This window comes from Paenibacillus sp. FSL R7-0331, from assembly GCF_000758645.1.
GTDB classification, from domain to species: Bacteria; Bacillota; Bacilli; order Paenibacillales; family Paenibacillaceae; genus Paenibacillus_AQ; species Paenibacillus_AQ camerounensis.
In genome coordinates this window covers 2,603,265-2,622,392 of record NZ_CP009284.1, presented here as the reverse complement: position 1 = coordinate 2,622,392, position 19,128 = coordinate 2,603,265, and the positions used below count along the sequence as shown (strand labels likewise).

At 53.8% G+C, this 19,128-nt stretch carries 18 protein-coding genes and 1 tRNA gene; 7 read left to right on the top strand and 12 right to left on the bottom strand.

From position 1 onward, the window contains the following. Positions 1-24: 24 nt before the first annotated feature. From R70331_RS10635 to rpmG, 4 genes are all read right to left on the bottom strand, one after another. Positions 25-882 (bottom strand): metal ABC transporter permease, encoded by an 858-nt coding sequence (locus tag R70331_RS10635; RefSeq protein ID WP_042175230.1) that lies wholly within the window; start codon positions 880-882, stop codon positions 25-27. Continuing rightward, positions 828-1,535 carry a metal ABC transporter ATP-binding protein gene (locus R70331_RS10630; RefSeq protein ID WP_042175229.1) on the bottom strand — a complete coding sequence of 236 codons (708 nt, stop codon included), beginning with the start codon at positions 1,533-1,535 and terminating at the stop codon, positions 828-830. Before R70331_RS10630 ends, R70331_RS10635 begins: the two co-directional genes overlap by 55 nt. 106 nt (positions 1,536-1,641) lie before the next feature. After that, complete coding sequence (locus R70331_RS10625; RefSeq protein WP_042175227.1) at positions 1,642-2,850, bottom strand: GTP-binding protein; 1,209 nt, start codon at positions 2,848-2,850, stop codon at positions 1,642-1,644. 56 nt (positions 2,851-2,906) lie between these two features. Then, complete coding sequence (gene rpmG / locus R70331_RS10620) at positions 2,907-3,056, bottom strand: 50S ribosomal protein L33 (RefSeq protein ID WP_042175225.1); 150 nt, start codon at positions 3,054-3,056, stop codon at positions 2,907-2,909. Between the two features lie 222 nt (positions 3,057-3,278). On the opposite strand from rpmG, the gene R70331_RS10615 reads away from it, so the two are divergent. Genes R70331_RS10615 through R70331_RS10605 form a run of 3 tightly spaced genes read left to right on the top strand, consistent with a single transcriptional unit; the run spans position 3,279 to position 6,244 of the window. After that, positions 3,279-4,322, top strand: coding sequence for a CobW family GTP-binding protein (locus R70331_RS10615; protein ID WP_042175223.1), 1,044 nt, complete (start codon positions 3,279-3,281; stop codon positions 4,320-4,322). Positions 4,323-4,354: 32 nt separating this feature from the next. Continuing rightward, a complete protein-coding gene (locus R70331_RS10610) occupies positions 4,355-5,344 on the top strand; it encodes a permease (protein ID WP_042175222.1) in 990 nt (329 codons plus the stop codon). A gap of 21 nt (positions 5,345-5,365) precedes the next feature. After that, positions 5,366-6,244: a TIGR03943 family putative permease subunit gene (locus R70331_RS10605; protein ID WP_042175220.1), complete on the top strand. Its 879-nt coding sequence runs from the start codon at positions 5,366-5,368 to the stop codon at positions 6,242-6,244. Here R70331_RS10605 and R70331_RS10600 read toward each other — a convergent pair. The 4 genes from R70331_RS10600 to R70331_RS10585 form a co-directional block, all read right to left on the bottom strand. Continuing rightward, positions 6,237-6,632: a NusG domain II-containing protein gene (locus R70331_RS10600; protein ID WP_042182474.1), complete on the bottom strand. Its 396-nt coding sequence runs from the start codon at positions 6,630-6,632 to the stop codon at positions 6,237-6,239. The genes R70331_RS10605 and R70331_RS10600 overlap by 8 nt on opposite strands. An 87-nt stretch (positions 6,633-6,719) precedes the next feature. Further along, the gene (locus R70331_RS10595; protein ID WP_042175218.1) at positions 6,720-6,908 is read right to left on the bottom strand and encodes a DUF6954 family protein; all 189 of its coding nucleotides are present in this window, start codon (positions 6,906-6,908) and stop codon (positions 6,720-6,722) included. Positions 6,909-6,935: 27 nt separating this feature from the next. Beyond that, the gene (locus tag R70331_RS10590; protein WP_052419011.1) at positions 6,936-10,403 is read right to left on the bottom strand and encodes a PAS domain-containing hybrid sensor histidine kinase/response regulator; all 3,468 of its coding nucleotides are present in this window, start codon (positions 10,401-10,403) and stop codon (positions 6,936-6,938) included. 204 nt (positions 10,404-10,607) lie between these two features. Further along, positions 10,608-10,691 (bottom strand) — tRNA-Leu (locus R70331_RS10585). Between the two features lie 203 nt (positions 10,692-10,894). On the opposite strand from R70331_RS10585, the gene R70331_RS10580 reads away from it, so the two are divergent. From R70331_RS10580 to R70331_RS31500, 3 genes are read left to right on the top strand one after another with little or no spacing between them, the layout of a single operon-like run. Beyond that, positions 10,895-11,362: an Lrp/AsnC family transcriptional regulator gene (locus R70331_RS10580; protein WP_042175214.1), complete on the top strand. Its 468-nt coding sequence runs from the start codon at positions 10,895-10,897 to the stop codon at positions 11,360-11,362. Then, entirely contained in the window at positions 11,359-11,964 is a 606-nt protein-coding gene (locus R70331_RS10575) for a LysE family translocator (RefSeq protein ID WP_081947573.1), read from the top strand. Before R70331_RS10580 ends, R70331_RS10575 begins: the two co-directional genes overlap by 4 nt. Before the next feature lie 2 nt (positions 11,965-11,966). Further along, the gene (locus tag R70331_RS31500; RefSeq protein ID WP_156131105.1) at positions 11,967-12,119 is read left to right on the top strand and encodes a hypothetical protein; all 153 of its coding nucleotides are present in this window, start codon (positions 11,967-11,969) and stop codon (positions 12,117-12,119) included. Positions 12,120-12,183: 64 nt separating this feature from the next. On the opposite strand, the gene R70331_RS10570 is transcribed toward R70331_RS31500, so the two are convergent. Then, positions 12,184-13,410: a CynX/NimT family MFS transporter gene (locus R70331_RS10570; protein ID WP_081947572.1), complete on the bottom strand. Its 1,227-nt coding sequence runs from the start codon at positions 13,408-13,410 to the stop codon at positions 12,184-12,186. Between the two features lie 205 nt (positions 13,411-13,615). Next, entirely contained in the window at positions 13,616-13,717 is a 102-nt protein-coding gene (locus R70331_RS31835; RefSeq protein WP_197071419.1) for a sporulation protein YjcZ, read from the bottom strand. A gap of 208 nt (positions 13,718-13,925) precedes the next feature. Here R70331_RS31835 and R70331_RS10565 point away from each other — a divergent pair, with 208 nt between their 5' ends. Then, positions 13,926-15,641, top strand: coding sequence for an ABC transporter ATP-binding protein (locus R70331_RS10565; protein ID WP_042175212.1), 1,716 nt, complete (start codon positions 13,926-13,928; stop codon positions 15,639-15,641). Positions 15,642-16,115: 474 nt separating this feature from the next. Here R70331_RS10565 and R70331_RS10560 read toward each other — a convergent pair whose 3' ends face one another. Both R70331_RS10560 and R70331_RS10555 read right to left on the bottom strand, forming a co-directional pair. After that, entirely contained in the window at positions 16,116-17,396 is a 1,281-nt protein-coding gene (locus R70331_RS10560) for a M20 family metallopeptidase (RefSeq protein ID WP_042182468.1), read from the bottom strand. 249 nt (positions 17,397-17,645) lie between these two features. Further along, complete coding sequence (locus R70331_RS10555; protein ID WP_042175210.1) at positions 17,646-19,091, bottom strand: DEAD/DEAH box helicase; 1,446 nt, start codon at positions 19,089-19,091, stop codon at positions 17,646-17,648. Positions 19,092-19,128: the final 37 nt, after the last annotated feature.

The window sequence follows — 19,128 nt, the reverse complement described above, 5'->3', positions numbered from 1 at the left end:
CCTATTCTCCAGTGAATTCTATAGTTAATTAACGGTTCCCCTGCTGTGCAGCGGGCTCCGGTATTGTCTACGGCGGCGTTTCAGTCTGGCCAGCTTCTGTAACGATATGGCTGTCAGCAGAAACAGCAGCAGGATCAGGGCAATCGTGCCTCCGGGAGGCGTATTGATATAGTAGGAAGCGGTTAGACCGCTGAACACGCCCAGCAGACCGGTCGAGACCGCAATCAGAATTGCAGCCGTAAAGCCTGAAGCAAGGCGCAGCGCGATGGACGCAGGCAATACAATTAACGCAGATACCAGCAGCACACCAACTACCGGCATTGCAGCGGCAACAGTCATTCCGGTTAACACTGCGAACGAAAAGGACAGCAGTCCTGTGCGCACCCCGCTGATGCCGGCGGTCTCCTCGTCAAAGGTGAGGCTGTATAAGGGCCGGCGCAGAACAGTGAAATAGATCAGCCCGGCAGCGGTAACTACCGCAATCAGCTTAAGCTGGGTACCGCTGACAGCAACAATGGAGCCGAACAGGTAGGAGCTGAAGCTTTTGCTCAAATTCTGCCTCAGGCTCATCAGTACAACCGCCAGTGCCAATCCCGAGGTCATGATGATGGCTACCGGCAGCTCACTGTATGTCCGGTAGGAACGGCGCAGCTGCTCGATGATGATTCCGCCGGCAACCGCAACGGCAAAACCGCTAAGCGCAGGATTTAGCCGGAGCACAGAGCCAAGCGCTACGCCGGCCAGCGACACATGCGACAATGTATCGGCCATCAGCACCTGCCGGCGCAGCATCAGGTAGACGCCGAGGAGCGGTCCGATGATGCCGATCATTCCTCCTGCCCAAAACGCACGCTGCATGAATTCGTAACCAAACACGTCCATCCCTCCCTCTCCCTGCGCTCCAGGTTAATCACACTGTCCAGATAGCTGCCCGCTTCTTCCTGTCCATGCGTAACCATGATAACTGTCCTTTTATGTACACTTACGTAATGCCGCATCAGCTTATACAATCCGGCACGGCTAGCAGCGTCCATTCCCGTCGCCGGCTCATCCAGCACCAGCACCTGCGGCTCCTGGGCCAGCGCACGGGCGATACAGATCCGCTGCTTCTGCCCGCCCGACAGCTCACCAATTCTGCGGCTGCGGTAGTCCCACATCTCCACCTGCCTCAGACAACGCTCCACCAGCTCCTCTTGTTCCTTCGTGAACCGGCGGAACAATCCAAGCCTTCCATAGCAGCCGGACCGCACCAGTTCATGAACGGAGCTTGGAAATCCTGTGTTAAACGAAGCGACCTGTTGTGGAACATAACCTATTTCCAGTCTGCCGCCGGCTGCTATTTCCTGATTCAAAGTCACTGTCCCGCTCCACGGCCGCAGCAGGCCCAGCATCAGCTTGAGCAGTGTGGTTTTGGCTGCGCCGTTCGGTCCGGTAATACCGATGAACTGCCCGGCTTCAATATCCAGCGTGAGGCGGTCAATCACCGGCTCTTCCCCGTAACCAAACACTACATTACGCATTGATGAGAGAATCATGGTACCGCCTCCGTTCGTTTGCGGGGATGCCGCATCCTGCCATTTGCTTTTACATACGTATGCGCACTGAGCACCTGGCACTCACCTTGAGCCCGACAGACTCCGGCTACTCCTGCCCGGCAGCCAGCAGCTCCTCCGCTACCCACGGCAGCGGATTATTAAATTGCTCCCAGTCCTGTTCCGTCTCCTCAGGGGTCAGGAGGCATCTGTCGAGCCGGGCTTCCAGCTCGGCACGGTCCATTCCAATACCGATGAACACGATCTCGTTCATCCGGTCGCCCCACTGCTCATCCCATCTGGCCTGTACATCAGGCTCGGTTGCCAGCACCTCCCGCTGCTGTGCTTCCGGCAGCGTCGCCAGCCAGTAGCCGGCCGGTCCGAACTGGATCGACGGTCCGGCCTGGCTCAAGCTTGCCGCCAGATCGCCCTTCGCGGCAATCCATACCAGCCCCTTAGCCCTTACCACCTCTTCCGGCCAGTTGCTGAAGAAGAAGCTGAGCCGCTGAGGGTGAAACGGTGTTCTGCGGCGGTAGACAAAGGAGGCGATACCGTATTCTTCTGTCTCGGGTGTATGGTCCTCCTTGTTCAGCTCGGCAATCCAGCCGGAGGACATGCTTGTCTTCTCAAAGTCGAACCGGCCCGTGTTCAGGATCTCCTTCGGATCAACCACACCTTTGACGGTACGGATAATCTTGGCGGTTGGCTGTAATCTGCGCAGCACAGCCTCCAGCTTGTTCAGCTCCTGCTCCTCTACCAGATCGCATTTGTTAAGCAGCAGCACATCGCAGGTCTCAATCTGGTCGATCAGCAGATCGACAATGTCGCGGAAATCACCTTCGCCTGCAGTCATGTTGCGGTCGAGCAGGCTGTCTCCCGAGGCAAAATCATGCCAGAACCGGTTAGCGTCAACGACAGTAACCATCGTATCCAGCCGGGCCAGCTCGGTCAGATCAATGTCCAGCTCCGGATTGGCGTAAGTAAAGGTCTGGGCGACAGGCACCGGCTCGCTGATACCCGAGGATTCGATCAGTATATAATCGAACCGCCCTTCAGCAGCCAGCTTGCTCACCTCACGCAGCAGATCATCACGCAGCGTACAGCAGATGCAGCCGTTGGACATTTCTACCAGTGTCTCCTCTGTACGAGACAGCGTGTTGCCTGATTTCACCAGATTCGCATCCACATTAACCTCACTCATGTCATTGACGATTACCGCCACCTTAAGCCCTTCCCGGTTCTGCAGGATATGGTTGAGCAGGGTTGTCTTGCCGGAGCCGAGGTATCCGCTCAGCACTGTAACAGGTATCTTTTTCATTGTTCCGCTCCTTAGTGTAGTTTTATTGAACAGCCGTCAGCCGGGCCGGCGAAGAATCAGCGTGTCTCACGGTGCAGTGTAACGCGCTTCAGACGCGGGGAATACTTCTTCATTTCCAGACGCTCCGGATTATTTTTCTTATTCTTGACAGTGGTATAGTTGCGGTCACCTGTTTCAGTGCAGGCCAATGTAACGACTACTCTCACAGTATTCAGCTCCTTTTGTTTATTCGTAATTATTACGATTTACACATCATACAGGCTTCTCCAATCAAATGTCAACCGTCCGCAGCTAAAAAAATTTCTAGCAGCACCGCACTCACTCTCTCAAAAAGATGGTCTTTCTGCCCGCGGCAGCACGTATAGATGGAATTATGAAACTATGATTCTTGCAGTGATTCATAACAAATAAAAGCGGGAGTGTGGACCATGAAGATACCGGTGATGATATTGAGCGGCTTTTTGGGGAGCGGGAAGACAACCCTCCTGCTCACCCTGCTTAAGGAGAGCAAGGCACGGGGACTCAGCCCAGGAGTTGTGATGAATGAGCTGGGGAAACGGGATGTGGACGGATATATTCTGCAGGAGCAGACCGGGGCCAATGTGGAAAAGCTGCTGGACGGCTGTGTCTGCTGCAGCCGCAGAGAAGATCTGCCGCGCAGTATGAACGCCGTACTCGCAAGGCGGCCGGATATTATCTATATCGAGCTGACCGGCGTTGCTGATCCCGAGGAGATCGCCCTGACCCTGCATGAGCTGCCGCTTAGTGAAAAAGTACACCTGCACTATACTGTTACCGTGCTGGATGCAGAGAACGTACTGGAGTATAACAGCCGCTTCTCGTCAGACAAGCAGCTGGTTCGTACCCTGCGTAAGCAGCTGGCCGGTGCCGATCTGCTGATTGTTAACAAATCAGACCTTGTCGATCCGGAGCGGCTGTGGAGAATTGAAAAGACAGTCCGTAAATACAATACGGAATCGGAAATTGTGTTCACCCATTACAGCGAGATTAATCTTGCTCCCGTACTGGACGGAATTATCCCCCAGCAGCCGCGTACTGCGGCCGCACAGCGACGGGCGCTTCCTGTCAGCGGCGCTCCGCTCAAGCGCATGCAGACGGGACAGTCTTCCGGGGCAACAGCCCTGCAGGAGCGGGAAGCGGGCACCTCCGGTTCCTATTCTCAGGTATCTGCCGTCACGCTCACCTATCCGCAATCTGCCGCGCAAGGGATATCTGCAGAGACGCTTGAAGCTTTCTTCCGTGAATGCGGCAGCAGCCTGCTGAGAGCCAAAGGCCATGTCCGCCTGGCCGGCCGGGAACAGGAGCTGCAATCTGTTCAGCTGGTCCAGTTCGCCGGAAGCCGCATCAGCTGGGAGGAATCCAGATATCCCGGCCAGTCCTATATCGTATTTATCGGCCTGGGCCTTGAAGAGCAGCGTCTGACGGAGCGCTGGTCCAGGCTGTTCGGCTGAAGCAATGAGACGGGAAGGAGCCTGACAACGCCTTGACTATCATTTCACCGTTCAAACTGCTGCCGCTGCTTATTCCCGCCGTGTTTCTGATCATCCTCGGCATAGTCTGGCTGCCTGCCCATCCGGAGCTGCTGGACAATTCATATCTGCACAGCTTCAAAACCGCTTTTATCGGAATCCTGCTGGAGGCCATGCCGTTCGTGCTGCTCGGCGCCCTGCTCTCCTCTCTATTGCGCGTGTTCGTGCCGGACGAATGGATCTCGCGCTGGATTCCGCGGCGTCCGGTGCCGGCGATTCTGTTCGGCTGTCTGCTCGGCATTCTTTTTCCCGTATGTGAATGCGGAATGATTCCGCTCGTCCGCCGGCTGATGCAAAAAGGAATGCCGCTTTATGTCGCTGTCGTATTTATCCTGTCAGGGCCCATATTGAATCCTGTCGTGTACGGGGCCACGCTGACCGCCTTCCGCACGCATCCCTGGCTGGCTTACGCACGGATGGGACTGGCTTTTGCCGTAGCTGCTGCTATCGGATTCATCATATACGCCACCGTAACCAAATCACCGCTGCGGCTGTCCATCAGACGCGAAACCGGTGAACCGCACCGGCTCAGTACCCGCGGAGGCAGACTTGTCTCTGTGCTGGTACATACCTCGGATGAGTTTTTTGAAATGGGCAAATATTTAATCATCGGCTGCCTGCTGACCTCCGGCATTCAGACCTTCATGGATCACGGCAGTCTGGAAGCAATCGGCGGGATGCCGCTGGGCTCTTATCTGTTCATGATGGGTCTCGCTTTCGTGCTGTCGCTGTGCTCCACTTCAGATGCCTTTGTGGCCGCCACGTTTCTGCATACCTTTCCGGCCGGTTCCCTGCTTGCCTTCATGGTGCTTGGACCGATGCTGGATTTCAAAAATTCACTGATGCTGCTCTCACTGTTCAAAACCAGATTCGCCCTGTATCTGTTTTTTCTCATCTTCGCAGCTGTATTCATCGGTTCAGTGCTGGCTTCACTCTGGCTCTAGTACACTTTACAGGAGGTCCCCATGAATGATCCGCGAAGCATACGCGTCCATTATCTGCTCAGGGCGGTCCTTCTGCTCGGCTTTGCACTCTATATCGCCCATTTAAGCCAGCAGGACACACTGCACTATTATGTGGCTCCCAAGCTGGCACGCTGGATCAGGCTTTGTCCCGTACCGCTGGCGCTGATGGCGGCCAGCCTCGGAATACAGGCATTGTTCGGAAAAAGCAGCGCCTTGTGTGACTGCGAGCATCAGCTGCCACGCTCCCTGTTCAGAAGCACCGCCTTATACGGCCTGTTCCTGTTTCCGCTGCTGCTCGGCTTTGTGCTGCCGGACCGGGCACTGGGCAGCGCTGCCGCTGCCAGAAAGGGGATCTCCTTAACCTATATCGCACCCGAAGAAGGCAGCGGAGAGCGGTTCACCGCTTCCAATCCCTATCAGGAGGAATTCGCCGGGCTTGCAGGCAGATTGTATAAGCAGCCTGTAATCACTGTGCATCCGGAGATTTTTTCTGAGACCTTCGGAGCTATCGACCTGTACAAGGAGCAGTTTGAAGGCAAGCAGATCAAGGTATCCGGCTTCCTGTACAAAGGCCAAGGCACAGACGGGGATTCCTTTGCGGTCAGCCGCTTTCTGGTGCAGTGCTGTACGGCAGACGCTACACCCTTCGGCATCCTGCTTGATCCGCAGACGCAAATAAGCCTGCCCGCAGACACCTGGATTGAGGTGCAGGGCAAGCTTCATGTTGCGCAGTATCAGGGTAAAGCTGTGGTCCGGATTACGCCGGAGCTTGTAACTCCAATCCTCCAGCCCGATACTCCTTACGTGTACTCCAATGCGGATTCAATAGCCGCCTGGGAGCAGATCAGCGGCAGTCCGGCAGAAGCCGGGGCTAAATAACCGCATCCAGCTCATCGTCATTGTCAATGGAGGACCCGGGATTTACCACCTCAACCATCAGCCTGGCCGGAATACAGATAATCTGCTGCTTCGGCCTGGAGATAAACCCCATATCCAGCGCGATCGGGAGGGGAGCATCCGAATAGGTCATCTGAATCCCGTAATCGTATACCTTAAGGATGTTATGGCCGTATTTGGTTTGAATATCAAGGGTCTGCTCCTCTTTGGTCAGAGTGACGGTCTGGTACGCCTTGCCGTTGATTGTAATCACCGCCTGCAGATCCCCCTGCTCATAATGCTCTCCCCGGACATCCAGCCATTTAACCCCGTAGATTCCGCCGGCAAGCAGCAGAACAAGTACAATAATTATAAAATCGCCGCGTTTCATCTTATTCACTGCTGTTATCCTCTCGCTGCTGTAATTTATACGTAAGTATTACGAATAATATAAATATAGTCAGCAGCGAAAAATTTGTCAACGCTTGGACAGACGCTTTAGTATCTGCCGCAAGACCAGTGTAAGCAGAATATAGATAAGCAGCACCGCAATAAGCGTCATAATCCGTTCTGCAGGATCTCCGTCCGCAAACAGCACCGGCCCTATTCCAAAAAAAGTAACCAGTGCATACAGCAAGCCAAACAGCATATAGAGGAGCCACTTCATACTACAATCCTCCCGGATTAAGTTTTCCTACTTATGGAGCTGAGCCGACCACTCCCTGAGCACCCTGTCCAGCTCGTCTGTGAGGATCGGCTTGGAGATGAAATCCTGCATCCCTGCCCTCAGGCACATCTCTTTGTCTTCCTTCTGGGCAAAAGCCGTAGCCGCTATAATTACCGGATACAAGCCGTGCTCCTCTCTGATTCGCATAGTAGCCTCTATTCCATCCATCAGCGGCATCTGGACATCCATGAAGACCAGATCATAACGGTGTAGCCGCACAGCCTCCACTGCCTGCAGTCCGTTCAGGGCGGCATCCGCAGCATATCCACGCTTCTTGAGGTGTGCCTGCAGAATCTGCAGGTTCACCGGGTGATCCTCGGCAATCAGGATGGAGAGCGGGCCGAATTCACCGAATGAGTACTCACTCCGCCTGTTCTGAACCGTTACCTGTTCGCCGCCTTCTCCCGCTGTAATAAGCCCCTGGGATAAATCCTGACGCGGAATCAAAGCCTCAATGGTAAAATAGAACTCCGCTCCCTCGCCTTCCCGGCTGTCTACACCAATTGCGCCCCCCAGCAGCTCGACCAGCTTTTTACTGATGGCAAGTCCAAGTCCGGTCCCGCCATACTTGCGGTTTATGGAGGGATGCAGCTGGGAAAAGGACTGGAACAGCATTCCCTGGCTCGCCGGGTCAATGCCGATGCCGGTATCTTTTACGGTAAATTTGAGGATTACTACTCCGGTTTCCAAGGATGTTTCCAGCTTGGCGGACACGCTGACTGAGCCCTCATCTGTGAATTTAACGGCATTCCCGACCAGGTTAATCAGAATCTGGCGCAGCCTCACTTCGTCGGTCACCAGCAGCGGCGGCAGGTCAGGATCAAGCTCGGTATGCAGAACAAGCCCCTTTTCCTTCACCCGCGGGTAAAAGATATCGGCAACATGGGCCATCACCTGCCGAAGATCAACCGCCTGCAGCTCAACTGTCATCATTCCCGCCTCTATTTTACTGAAATCAAGCACCTCGTTCAGAATATGCAGCAGCGAGGCACTGCTTTTATTGATAATCTGAGTGTAGTATTCCTGCTCTTCGCTCAGCTCTGTGCCCGTCAGCAGATCGGTCATTCCGATAATGCCGTTCATCGGTGTACGCAGCTCATGGCTCATGATGGCCAGGAACTCTGATTTAGCCCTGTCCGCCTGTTCGGCTGACTCCTTCGCCCGCACGATCGCTTTTTCCTCGGTAATATCACGGAATACAATCACAGTACCCTTCTGCTCCCCGTTGTCGAACAGCGGAGTCATCCGGTAACGGACCAGGAAGCTGGAGCCGTCCTGGCGCCAGAACACCCCCTCCTTCTCTTCATAGGTCAGGTGCTCGGAGAACCATTCCGGCAGCGTTTTGCCGCCTCCCGGATAGGGATCGCCGTCCAGCCAGGTCTGCTGTATGGCATGCAGCTCAATGCTGCCCCCGCTCCGGCCGGAGTCATAACCGAGCATCGCAGAGGCGGCAGGATTAATGAATACCGTCTCCCCCTCCAGACTGATGCCAAAAATCCCCTCAGTAACCGAGTTCAGGATCAGCGCATGCTCATAGCTAAGCTTCTCAATCTGCTCCAGATGCCTTTTACGCTCTGTAATATCACTTATAATAGCAAATATACCAGTGACCCTGGAATCCTGCATGATCGGCACATATATCATCCCTACCTCAACCCTTTGCCCTTCCCTGCGGATCAGCCTGCTCTCGAACGATTGCGATATCCCGCCGGCAGCCAGTGTAAACCGCTCAGCTACAAAATCCAGCTCCTCCGGATCAATAAGCTCACTGTAAGCGGAATCCAGCAGGGTATCACGGGAATAACCGGTGATATGCTGCAGACTGGCATTCAGCGACTCGATACGTCCGTCAAGAGCCATCGCAAGGATAGCGGAAGGGTTGTACTCAAACAGGGACTTGTAGCGGTTTTCACTTTCCAGCATTTTCAGCTCATATTGCTTGCGATCAGAGACATCCCGGGTTACACCAATAATCTCAGCGGTCTCTCCGGTGCCGTTACAGATATGGCGCAGAGTCGTCTCCACCCACAGATAAGAGCCGTCCTTGCACAAAAAGCGGAATTCCATCGGCTCCAGCCGCAGTCCGTCTATGATATCGGCCAAGTACTGGCGCATCTTTGATAGATCTTCAGGATGGATGTATTCCATCCCTTTGGTTCCCGCCAACTCCTCCGGCGTGTAGCCGAACATCTGCTGGCAGACCGGTGAAGCATACAGATAAGTGGCATCCCCGTCTGCTGCGTTGCGTGTGATGAAATCCTGGGAATTCTCTGAAATCAGCCGGTAATTCCGCTCACTCTCCCGCAGCTGTTCTTCCATGTGATGGTGTTCAGTCACATCCTGAACCACTCCGCTGATTTGCCGGGTCTCCCCCTGATCTCCAAGTACCGCTTCCCAATGGGCACTGATACATTTCTCACCATGCCCGGGCACATTTGCCCGAAAAATCCAGTTCCCGCTTTCACCCGATTCCGCACATCTGGTTAATTCTTTCATTAAATCCGGCAAGTCATCCGGATGAATCCTGTCAAACACCAGCCCGGGGTCCAAAACGGAGTTTTGCCCGTTATTCCAGGTATGACCAAATATATGGCGTAATTCTTTTGAAACCTTAAGCTGGCCGTCCGCATAGTCCCACTCCCAGGAGCCCATTTTAGCCAGCAGATGCGCACGGGCCAGCATGTCCTCATACTTTTTACGCTCTGTAATATCCCGGGCTACGGTCAGTACCTGTATCACTTCCCCTTCAGCATCCCGCATCACCTGGAAGGAGCTTTCGATCCACAGGTAGTTCCCGTTCTTATGCCTGACCCTTCTCGTGAATACATCCTTGTCCGAAAAGAGCTTACCCGGCTCCCGCATCTCATCGGCATCCTCCTGATGATAATATTCAGGTCTTTTTTTACCGAGCATTTCATGGGCCGGATATCCCAGCATCTTCTCCACGGAAGGTGACACATAAATAATCGTCCCCTCGGGATCAGCCAGCGAGATCATATCCGGTGTATTACTGGTAATCAGATTATAGAGGTTATGTTCCTTGTGTATTCTTTGTTCTGCTTCCTTGCGCTCAGTAATGTCCTGCAGTTCAGCGATCATATATATTGGAATTCCTGCAGCTTCATCCATAACGAGTGACAGGTGGAGGGCAGCCCAGAACATCTCCCCGTTCTTGCGGATAAACCGCTCTTCACTGTCCACTGACGCACCGGGACTCTCCAGCAGGAGTCTTATTACCCGATCCTCATCCTCCTGGTCTCTCTCCTCAGCACACGAAATTTCCAGATAGCGGAGGCCCAGAAACTCCTTCTCAGTATATCCAAACATACGGCACAGTGAAGGATTCGCCAGCTCAATGAGCCCGTCCTTAAGTGAAACGACCGCAAATCCAGAAGAAGACCGCAGGAATAGATTTTTGTAAAGGATATCAGTCAAAGACATTGCCTCCTCTGTAAAATTAAGGGTCTTAGCTTTCTTATATTATACCTTTTTTCGGCTAACTTGCCCGGGTTATGAAGCTCCGAAACGAAAGATGACATCTGAATATTAAAAATCCCCAATCACTGGTGTGATTGAGGATAAGGGGCAGGCCAAAGACAAACAAAAAACCCTTCATTTAGAAGGGTTCATTGTGTATGATGCGGTCAAGAGGACTCGAACCTCCACGATATTGCTATCACTGGCACCTGAAGCCAGCGCGTCTGCCAATTCCGCCATGACCGCATATTATGTATCACAGCGATTCAATCACCGTAATTAAGAATATACTCTCTTTTGGGATAGAATGCAAGAGATTTATTATTTTTTTTGGCTGGCAGAAGAAAAGCCATAAAGTAAATTTTCAAAAACAACAATCAAATATCCTTGTTTTATTAATAAAATAAATATATATTATCATATAACTTAATAAAGAAAGGATAATGAGCATGAATTCATTAGATAACAAAATCGTCAGAGCGCTCATGGATAACGGCAGAATAACCTGGTCAGAGCTGGCCGGCCTGCTCGGCCTGTCCTCTCCTGCTGCTGCCGACCGGGTGAGACGGCTAGAGGAACAGGGAATGATTAAAGGGTACACCGCGCTGATTGACGCCGAATCCGCCGGCTATGGACTCGGGGCGCTGATCGCAGTTTCACTTGAGCGTCCGGCACACCGGCAGGCTTTTCTTGACCTCGTACAGAAGCTGCCGGAAATTCAGGAATGCCATCATACCGCCGGTGACGATGACTATATTCTGAAAATCCGCTGCCGCGGTACACGGGATCTGGACCGGATTATCAGCGAGGAGCTGAAGAGCCTTCCGGGTATCGTCCGCACCCGGACGACCATTATACTCGGCACACTCAAGGAAACCCCGAATGTTCCCCTGCCTCATAGCGGCAATGAGTCATGATGATCTGGCCCGCACTGCTCAGCGGCCTTGGCTTCGGCTTCCTGATCGCTGCACCGGTCGGCCCCATGTCACTGCTCTGCATGAACCGGACTTTGCAGCAGGGCTTGACCGCAGGTCTGGCTACCGGTGCCGGAATCGCGCTGGCAGATATGTGCTATGCCCTGATTGCTGTAACCGGATTCCGGGCCGTAAGTGAATTTACTGCTGAATTTGCCCTGCCGCTGAAACTGCTGGGCTCCTTGTTCATTCTGTACCTTGGAGCCAGGGCCTGGCGGTCGGCAGGGGTTGAAGCCTCTGCCGAGGGGGCACGCAGCGGAAGCCTCTACTGCTTCATTTCTTCGTATTTGATAACACTGGCCAACCCTGCCACTGTTGTTAGCTTCATTGCCCTGGCTGCTGCCCTCGGCAGCGGAGCCGGAGGCTCGCTGCTCCTCCCGGCCGGCATTGCGCTCGGCTCGTTCGGCTGGTGGCTGCTCCTGACTCTTATAATAGTATGGATCAGGGGCAGGCTTCCCGAGTCCTTCAGCCGTCGCCTTAGCCGGATCTCCGCTGTATTTCTAATCCTGTTCAGCGTGTATAGTATTTTCTCTATGGCTGGCTGAATATGTTTGCTGGCGGCATACTCAGTGTGCTCACACCTGCGCAGCGGACGGAAGTGCTTGACTACATGGAGCAAGAGCTTAAGCCCCGGCTGTTTCATTGGGGCGTCTGGATTATGGATTACCGCAGAATCAGAGTAGCGGCTGTAAAAAGATAAACCAAGGGCGCACCGGGATACGTATCCCGGTGCGCCCTTGGTACAGTCTCTGCCGGTTCTCTCCTTACCGGCTGCCTACAAATTTATTTCTGCCTGCCCCCATACCGGCAGCGAATAACAGCAGCGCAGCAGCAGCAAGCAGTGCCAGCGGCAGGCTCCAGCTGTCTGTGGCATCATGAAGCAGCCCGAACAGGGCTGGTCCCATCGCCGCCAGCAGATAGCCCACAGACTGTGCCATTCCGGACAGCTCGCTGGCCTCCTGCGCGCTTCTGGTCCGCAGGCTGAAGAACATCATCGCCAGCCCGAAGGCAAAGCCGCCGCCGATCCCGATGCAGATTGCCCACAGCACCATCCAGGCTGTGCTGCCAAGCCAGATTCCGAGGATGCCGGTAAAGAACAGAATCGATGTAATAAGTACAAGACCGCGCTGGTTCTTCAGTCTCCCCGCCCACAACGGTACAAAGAAGGTGAAGGGAAGCTGGGCCAGCTGCATCAGTGACAGAATCCACCCTGCTTGGCTTAAGGACATGCCTCTTTCACTTAAAATGACCGAGAACCAGGAGATCAGCACATAGTAGAGCAAAGATTGCAGCCCCATGAACAGGGTAACCTGCCAGGCGAGCGGCGACCTCCATACGTTCACACCAGATTTTCCGCTCTGGCTTCCTTTACCTTGCACGGAGCCTTTTAACTGGGGTATCCACAAAACAACAGCCGCTGCAGCAATGATAAACCACATCAGCAGCGTTCCGCGCCACCCGAAGCCCGCTCTTCCCGCAAGCGGTACGCTGAAGCCCGAGGCTGCAGCCGCACACAGGTTCATTGAGACTGTATATATGCCGGTCATCAGCCCAATGCGGGCCGGAAATCTCCCCTTGATCAGCCCGGGGAGCAGTACGTTACAGACGGCAATAGCAAGCCCGATAACGGCAGTCCCGGCGAAAAAAGTCACTGCGCCGGCTGCGGAACGTATGAGTATGCCTGCTGACAATGACAGCATCGCGAGCAGCAGCACCCGTGCCAGCCCGAAGCGGCGGGCCAGCTGCGGCGCAAAAGGTGACAAGAGGGCAAAAGCAAGCAGCGGCAGGGTTGTGATAAACCCCGCCTGCGTATTGGACAGCCCAAGATCGTCGCGGATCAGCTTTAGCAGCGGTCCGACTGATGTAAACGGTGCCCGAAGAGCTGCGGCCACAAAAATTATACCCAGCACGAGCAGCAGTCCGCCGGTGCCGGCCTTGGTATGGGACATCCCGGATTTCGCGGATGTCCGTTCTTGCGTACTTACAGACATGATGATCCTCCCTGTTGCCGTGCCAACGGCCGAGAAGCCGGAGCTTGTCAGCCTTTATAGCCGATTAATCTTACACACATTGTTACATTATACTCTCTGTCCGCCGGAATTGCTTATGTTTTTACCGCACCGCCTCACTCTTATGTAACACAATAAACCCGCCCTCCCCGAAGGAGCAGCGGGTTCAGCTGACCTCAGCTCATCATTATACCCAAAGGGATTTAGTAATGATGACGAGCAGGATGAACAATACCAGAATCGCGCCAGTTGAAGTGAACGGGCTGTATCCGCCGACATTTTCGCTCATGTTAACTCCTCCTTTGTCCCTTGAATAATCATAAAATATGAGGGAATATCCGGCTTGGACTGGGTATCGCGGTATGAATTCCTGTCTCCCTCTATGCATGACAATGGTTGACAAATCCGGCAACCCTCTTTAGTATCCTAAGAATAAGGTTGTTGAGAATGACTCTCAACTAACAATACATATTCCTACAGAAATGAGTGAACAAGAGATGCTGCGTCGTTTTTTCTCCTACTACCGGCCTTATAAAGGGCTGTTTATTCTCGACTTCACCTGTGCGGTAGGCGCGGGACTGCTGGAGCTTGCTTTTCCGGTAGCTGTAAATAAATTTATTGATGAGCTGCTGCCCGGCAAGGACTGGCCGCTGATTTTGATTGCATGTATTGTCCTGCTGGCTATTTATGCGCTGACAACAGTCATGAACTACGTAGTTACTTACTGGGGGCATATGCTGGGGATCAACATCGAAACCAATATGCGCAAAAAAATGTTCGACCACATCCAGAAGCTGTCGTTCCGCTTCTTCGATAATAATAAAACCGGCCACCTGATCGGACGGATCACCAATGACCTTAATGATATCGGCGAGGTCGCGCACCATGGTCCTGAAGATGTCTTTATCGCGATAATGACGCTGATCGGTGCTTTTATCCTGATGGCAGACCTCAACCTGCAGCTGGCTGTTATAACCTTTATCATTGTGCCGATTATGGCCTGGGTCATTATTCACTTCGGACGGAACATGACTGCTACTTACCATAATCTGTTTGGTAATGTGGGTAACTTCAACGCCCGGATTGAGGACAATGTCGGCGGTATCCGCGTAGTACAGTCCTTTGCCAATGAAGAGCATGAGAAGGTACTGTTCGCTGAAGACAACCAGAATTTCCGTCAGACCAAGCTGATGGCGTACAAGCTGATGGCCAAAAGCTCCTCGGTCAGCTATATGATGACCCGGCTGATTACAATTGTCGTTATGATCTGCGGCGCCTGGTTCTTTATCCAGGGTGAGCTTGAGATCGGGGAATTCGTCGCCTTCATTCTGCTGTCGAACATCTTCTTCCGGCCGATTGAAAAAATTAACGCCGTTATTGAGAGCTATCCGAAGGGTATCGCCGGGTTCAAGCGCTATCTGGAAATTATCGATACGGAGCCGGACATTGCTGACAAGCCTGATGCCGTTGACGCCGGCTCCCTGCGCGGGGATATTGTATTCGAGAACGTGAGCTTCGGCTATGAAGCAGACCGCCCTGTGCTGAATCAGATCAGCCTGAAGGTTAAGGCCGGAGAGACAATCGCCTTTGTCGGTCCTTCCGGTGCCGGTAAAACAACCATCTGCAGCCTGCTGCCCCGGTTCTACGATGTTACCGGCGGTGCCATCTCCGTTGACGGCACCGATATCCGTGATATGAAGCTTCATTCCCTGCGCAAGCAGATCGGAATTGTACAGCAGGACGTATTCCTGTTCTCCGGTACAATCCGCGAAAATATCGCCTACGGCAAGCTCGGTGCGCCAATTGAGGAAATCTGGACAGCCGCCAGACGCGCTCATCTGGAGGAGCTGATCAACTCCCTGCCGGACGGTATGGACACCATCATCGGCGAACGCGGCGTGAAGCTGTCGGGCGGGCAAAAGCAGCGCCTGGCCATCGCGCGGATGTTCCTGAAGAACCCGCCGATTCTGATTCTGGATGAGGCTACCTCCGCGCTCGACACCGAGACAGAGGCAGCCATTCAGCAGTCCCTGGCCGAGCTGTCTGTCGGCCGGACAACGCTGGTTATCGCGCACCGCCTGACCACCATCAAGAATGCTGACCGGATTATGGTCGTGAACGAAGACGGCATCTCCGAGGAAGGCCGTCACGAGGAGCTGCTGAATGCCGGGGGCACCTACAGCCGTCTGTATCAGGCACAGTATAACGCTTAACGTATACGGTACAACAAAATAAGAAAGCACAAACAACCTTCCGCTCCCCGGCCTGCTGGCCGTCCGGCGGAAGGTTGTTTGTGTGTGGGGTAGCATCCGGGTCATATCTTAGAACTCCAACGGACTCCAGTGACCTTACTTTAGCAAAAATAGCATTGTCACCATTCTAACGGACTCCAGCGCTTTTATTTGGTGCTATTACGGCTATAATACCCTCTTCTGCTGCAAATAAGCGCATCTGAGTCCGTTAGATTTCTAGCAGCCCATCTTTTCGGAAAATAACGTCATCTGAGTCCGTTAGGCAGGGTGATTTCGATAAAGTGGAGTCGATTCCGATAGTGTGAAGATGATACCGATACAGTGGATAGGATAATGGTATACCATTACGGTTGTTTTTGCAGTTACCGTTACGCTCGTCGTTACAGCAATCCTTCCACTTGGCAGTATGTACCCGTAAACAGATGCACCGGCCCTCTAATCTGCGGCCAGCCCAAGAAAGCGGACGGCCAGCTCACGGTAAAAGCTGATCGATTCGAGATACGCTTCAATATCAATCCATTCATCCGGCTGGTGGGCAAGCTTGGGATCACCGGGACCGTAGATCAGCACGGGCAGCTTCCCATGATTATGAAGCACAGAAGCATCCGTGTAATAGGATACTCCCTGCACAGCCGGGGTACTTGGAATACCAGCAGAGGCGCCCTCTTCAGCAGCACCCCCAGTAACCACATCGCCATTGTAAGCAGTCGAACCACCGGCAGCCGGTGCGCTTTCTTGCTCCGCCAAGCCTCCCGCCCCGCCGGCAAGCTCAAGCGCGGTCCGGATCAGCTCCTCGTCCGGCTGAGTATAGACCCCGCTGCGGTCCAGCAGCTCCTGCACCTCATAACGGAAGCCGGCCTTCAGCTGCTGGATATCGGCTAGCCTGGCTGTTATCTCACCCAGCAGCTCCGCGTGCTGCAGCGGCGGAACGGTGCGGATGTCCACGTCAATGGTACAGCGGTCAGCTATGACATTTGTCTGTACACCACCGGAGATTGTATTGACTGACAGGCTGCTGGTTCCCAGCACGGGATCATGGGCCTGCCACTCCAATGCATGCCGGTGAAGCAGTGCGATGACTTCCATCATCCCTTCCACTGCATTCAGGCCAAGCTGCGGCATGGAGCCGTGGGCGCTCCGTCCAAATAGCGTAATCCGCAGCCATAACGCCCCCTTATGACCGATTGCAACCCGGCTGCCTGTCGGCTCGGCAATGACCAGGCCGTCCAGCTCCTCCAGGTTATGCTCCTGTGCATAGTGCCGGGCCCCGCAGCTGTCCACCTCCTCCCCGGCTGTCGCCAGAAAGATCAGGTCACCGCCCAGGCGGATGCCCTCCTGCTGTAGCGACACGGCGGCAAGCAGCATGGCTGCCAGCCCGCCTTTCATATCGGAGGTTCCCCGTCCGTACATCCGGCCGCCTTCAATTACGGCGCCGTGCGGCGGGTATTTCCCCGCTTCGCCAGTCCAGGGGCTGACAGTATCCAAATGTCCGCAGAACATCAGCTTCCTTCCCTTCCCAGCACCAGCGAATACCACCTCCAGATTACTTCGTCCCTCCCCGATCCCCCGGACTGTGCTGTCATGCCCGGCCGACTGCAGAAAATCATACAGCAGGAGGGACAAACGGTGTTCATTTCCCGGCGGATTACAGGTATCTACCTGAATCAGACTCTGCAGAAAGGGAACGGCGAATTCCCGGCTTCTCACGTCTATCATCTTCCACATCCTTTTTGGCAGCATACTTACGATAGTTATGTTGAAATGTACGCTAATCCGCAGCGGTTTGCAGCCTAAAATATCACGTTCTGTGCATCCGGCCTGCTTCATCAACAAAAAGCCCGGCTTCACGGTGAAAGCAAATCCTCCACCGTGAAGCCGGGTTCCCGAGGGGGCACTGATCATCAGCGTAACTACGACTTACCGCAGCTGCCATTATAACCGTCCCCCGTTACTCGTTATCCGTTATTATTTTTTTGCGATATGCACCTTAAGCAGCTTGCCCTTAATGGTTGTATCCTTCATGGCCTGCAGCACCATTGCGCCTTTACCGTTCAGAATATCCACATAGGTTACGTTGTCCTGAATGGTAATGATTCCGATGTCCTCGGCGGTCATTCCCTCAAGCCTGGCAATTGCGCCGACAAAATCGACCGCGCGCAGCTTCTTTTTCTTGCCTCCGTTGAAGTACAGCTTCATGATATTCCGGTTCATCACTTCGGTCTTGCCTGCCTTGCGGACCTGCTGCTTGCCAAGCTTCTGTTCAAAAGCCGGCTTAGCATAGGCCACAGCATCCTCCGAAGGAGCCTTCATGTGCGGGAGTTCAAACCCGATATAGCCCTCGATATCTTTTACCCACTTATGTTCATTGGGCGTGACGAACGTAATTGCTTTGCCGCTTTTGCCTGCGCGGGCGGTCCGGCCGGTGCGGTGTACGTAGCTCTCTTTTTCCATCGGGATATCGTAGTTGATGACAAGGGTAATGTTCTCGATGTCAATGCCGCGAGCAGCCACGTCCGTAGCAATCAGATAGCGGAACTGGCCCCGCTTGAACGCATTCATCACTTCAAACCGCTCGTCCTGCATCATCCCGCCGTGCAGCTTGTCTGCAGGGAGCTCCTGGTCAGCCATCCCGCGGAACAGGTCGTTCACCTGCTCCTGTGTCCGGCAAAAAATAATACAGCTGTCCGGATTCTCCACCGTCAGCAGGTCCAGCAGCAGCCCGAACTTGGCAGCTTGTCTAACCTCAATCAGCGCATGCTCAATCGTCGCCGTCGTAATCCCGCTGGCTTCAATCTCAATATCCACAGGCAACGTCATATATTTGCGGCACAGGTTCTTGATGGCTTCCGGCATCGTTGCCGAGAACAGCATCGTTACCCGTTCCTTAGGCAGCTGCTTAATAATCTTCTCAATCTGCTCAATAAAGCCCATGCTGAGCATCTCATCCGCTTCGTCAATAACGAGCGTTCTGATCTTGTTCAGCGGCAGGGTGCCGCGCTCGATATGGTCGAACACGCGTCCCGGCGTACCAACGACGACATGTGTTTTTTGGGACAATTCGATCTTCTGCGGGGCAAAGGGCTGCTTGCCGAACAAAGCTACCGCCTTGATCCGTTTGAAACGGCCGATATTCGTAATATCCTCTTTTACCTGTGCGGCGAGCTCCCGTGTCGGCGTCAGCACCAGCACCTGCGGCTTGTTCTCGGCCCAGTCCACCAGCTCGCAGACGGGAATACCGAATGATGCAGTTTTGCCGCTGCCAGTCTGTGATTTGACAATCAGATCCTGCCCCTTCAGGGCAACAGGAATAACCTTGCTCTGCACTTCAGTTGGATTGGTGTAGCCCAGCACGTCCAGCGCTTTAATAATCTCTTCATGTAACTCATAATCTCTAAATTGTAACTCACTCATGTAGTTGTTTGTTCCTTCCGTGTTAAGCATTGTCCCA

Excerpts from the sequence above, each read along its gene's own strand:
- R70331_RS10635 (WP_042175230.1), bottom strand. The coding sequence starts at position 882 with ATGGACGTGTTTGGTTACGAATTCATGCAGCGTGCGTTTTGGGCAGGA.
- R70331_RS10630 (WP_042175229.1), bottom strand. The coding sequence starts at position 1,535 with ATGATTCTCTCATCAATGCGTAATGTAGTGTTTGGTTACGGGGAAGAG.
- R70331_RS10625 (WP_042175227.1), bottom strand. The coding sequence starts at position 2,850 with ATGAAAAAGATACCTGTTACAGTGCTGAGCGGATACCTCGGCTCCGGC.
- R70331_RS10615 (WP_042175223.1), top strand. The coding sequence starts at position 3,279 with ATGAAGATACCGGTGATGATATTGAGCGGCTTTTTGGGGAGCGGGAAG.
- R70331_RS10605 (WP_042175220.1), top strand. The coding sequence starts at position 5,366 with ATGAATGATCCGCGAAGCATACGCGTCCATTATCTGCTCAGGGCGGTC.
- R70331_RS10600 (WP_042182474.1), bottom strand. The coding sequence starts at position 6,632 with ATGAAACGCGGCGATTTTATAATTATTGTACTTGTTCTGCTGCTTGCC.
- R70331_RS10595 (WP_042175218.1), bottom strand. The coding sequence starts at position 6,908 with ATGAAGTGGCTCCTCTATATGCTGTTTGGCTTGCTGTATGCACTGGTT.
- R70331_RS10580 (WP_042175214.1), top strand. The coding sequence starts at position 10,895 with ATGAATTCATTAGATAACAAAATCGTCAGAGCGCTCATGGATAACGGC.
- R70331_RS10575 (WP_081947573.1), top strand. The coding sequence starts at position 11,359 with ATGATGATCTGGCCCGCACTGCTCAGCGGCCTTGGCTTCGGCTTCCTG.
- R70331_RS31500 (WP_156131105.1), top strand. The coding sequence starts at position 11,967 with ATGTTTGCTGGCGGCATACTCAGTGTGCTCACACCTGCGCAGCGGACG.
- R70331_RS10570 (WP_081947572.1), bottom strand. The coding sequence starts at position 13,410 with ATGTCTGTAAGTACGCAAGAACGGACATCCGCGAAATCCGGGATGTCC.
- R70331_RS31835 (WP_197071419.1), bottom strand. The coding sequence starts at position 13,717 with ATGAGCGAAAATGTCGGCGGATACAGCCCGTTCACTTCAACTGGCGCG.
- R70331_RS10565 (WP_042175212.1), top strand. The coding sequence starts at position 13,926 with ATGCTGCGTCGTTTTTTCTCCTACTACCGGCCTTATAAAGGGCTGTTT.
- R70331_RS10560 (WP_042182468.1), bottom strand. The coding sequence starts at position 17,396 with ATGATAGACGTGAGAAGCCGGGAATTCGCCGTTCCCTTTCTGCAGAGT.
- R70331_RS10555 (WP_042175210.1), bottom strand. The coding sequence starts at position 19,091 with ATGAGTGAGTTACAATTTAGAGATTATGAGTTACATGAAGAGATTATT.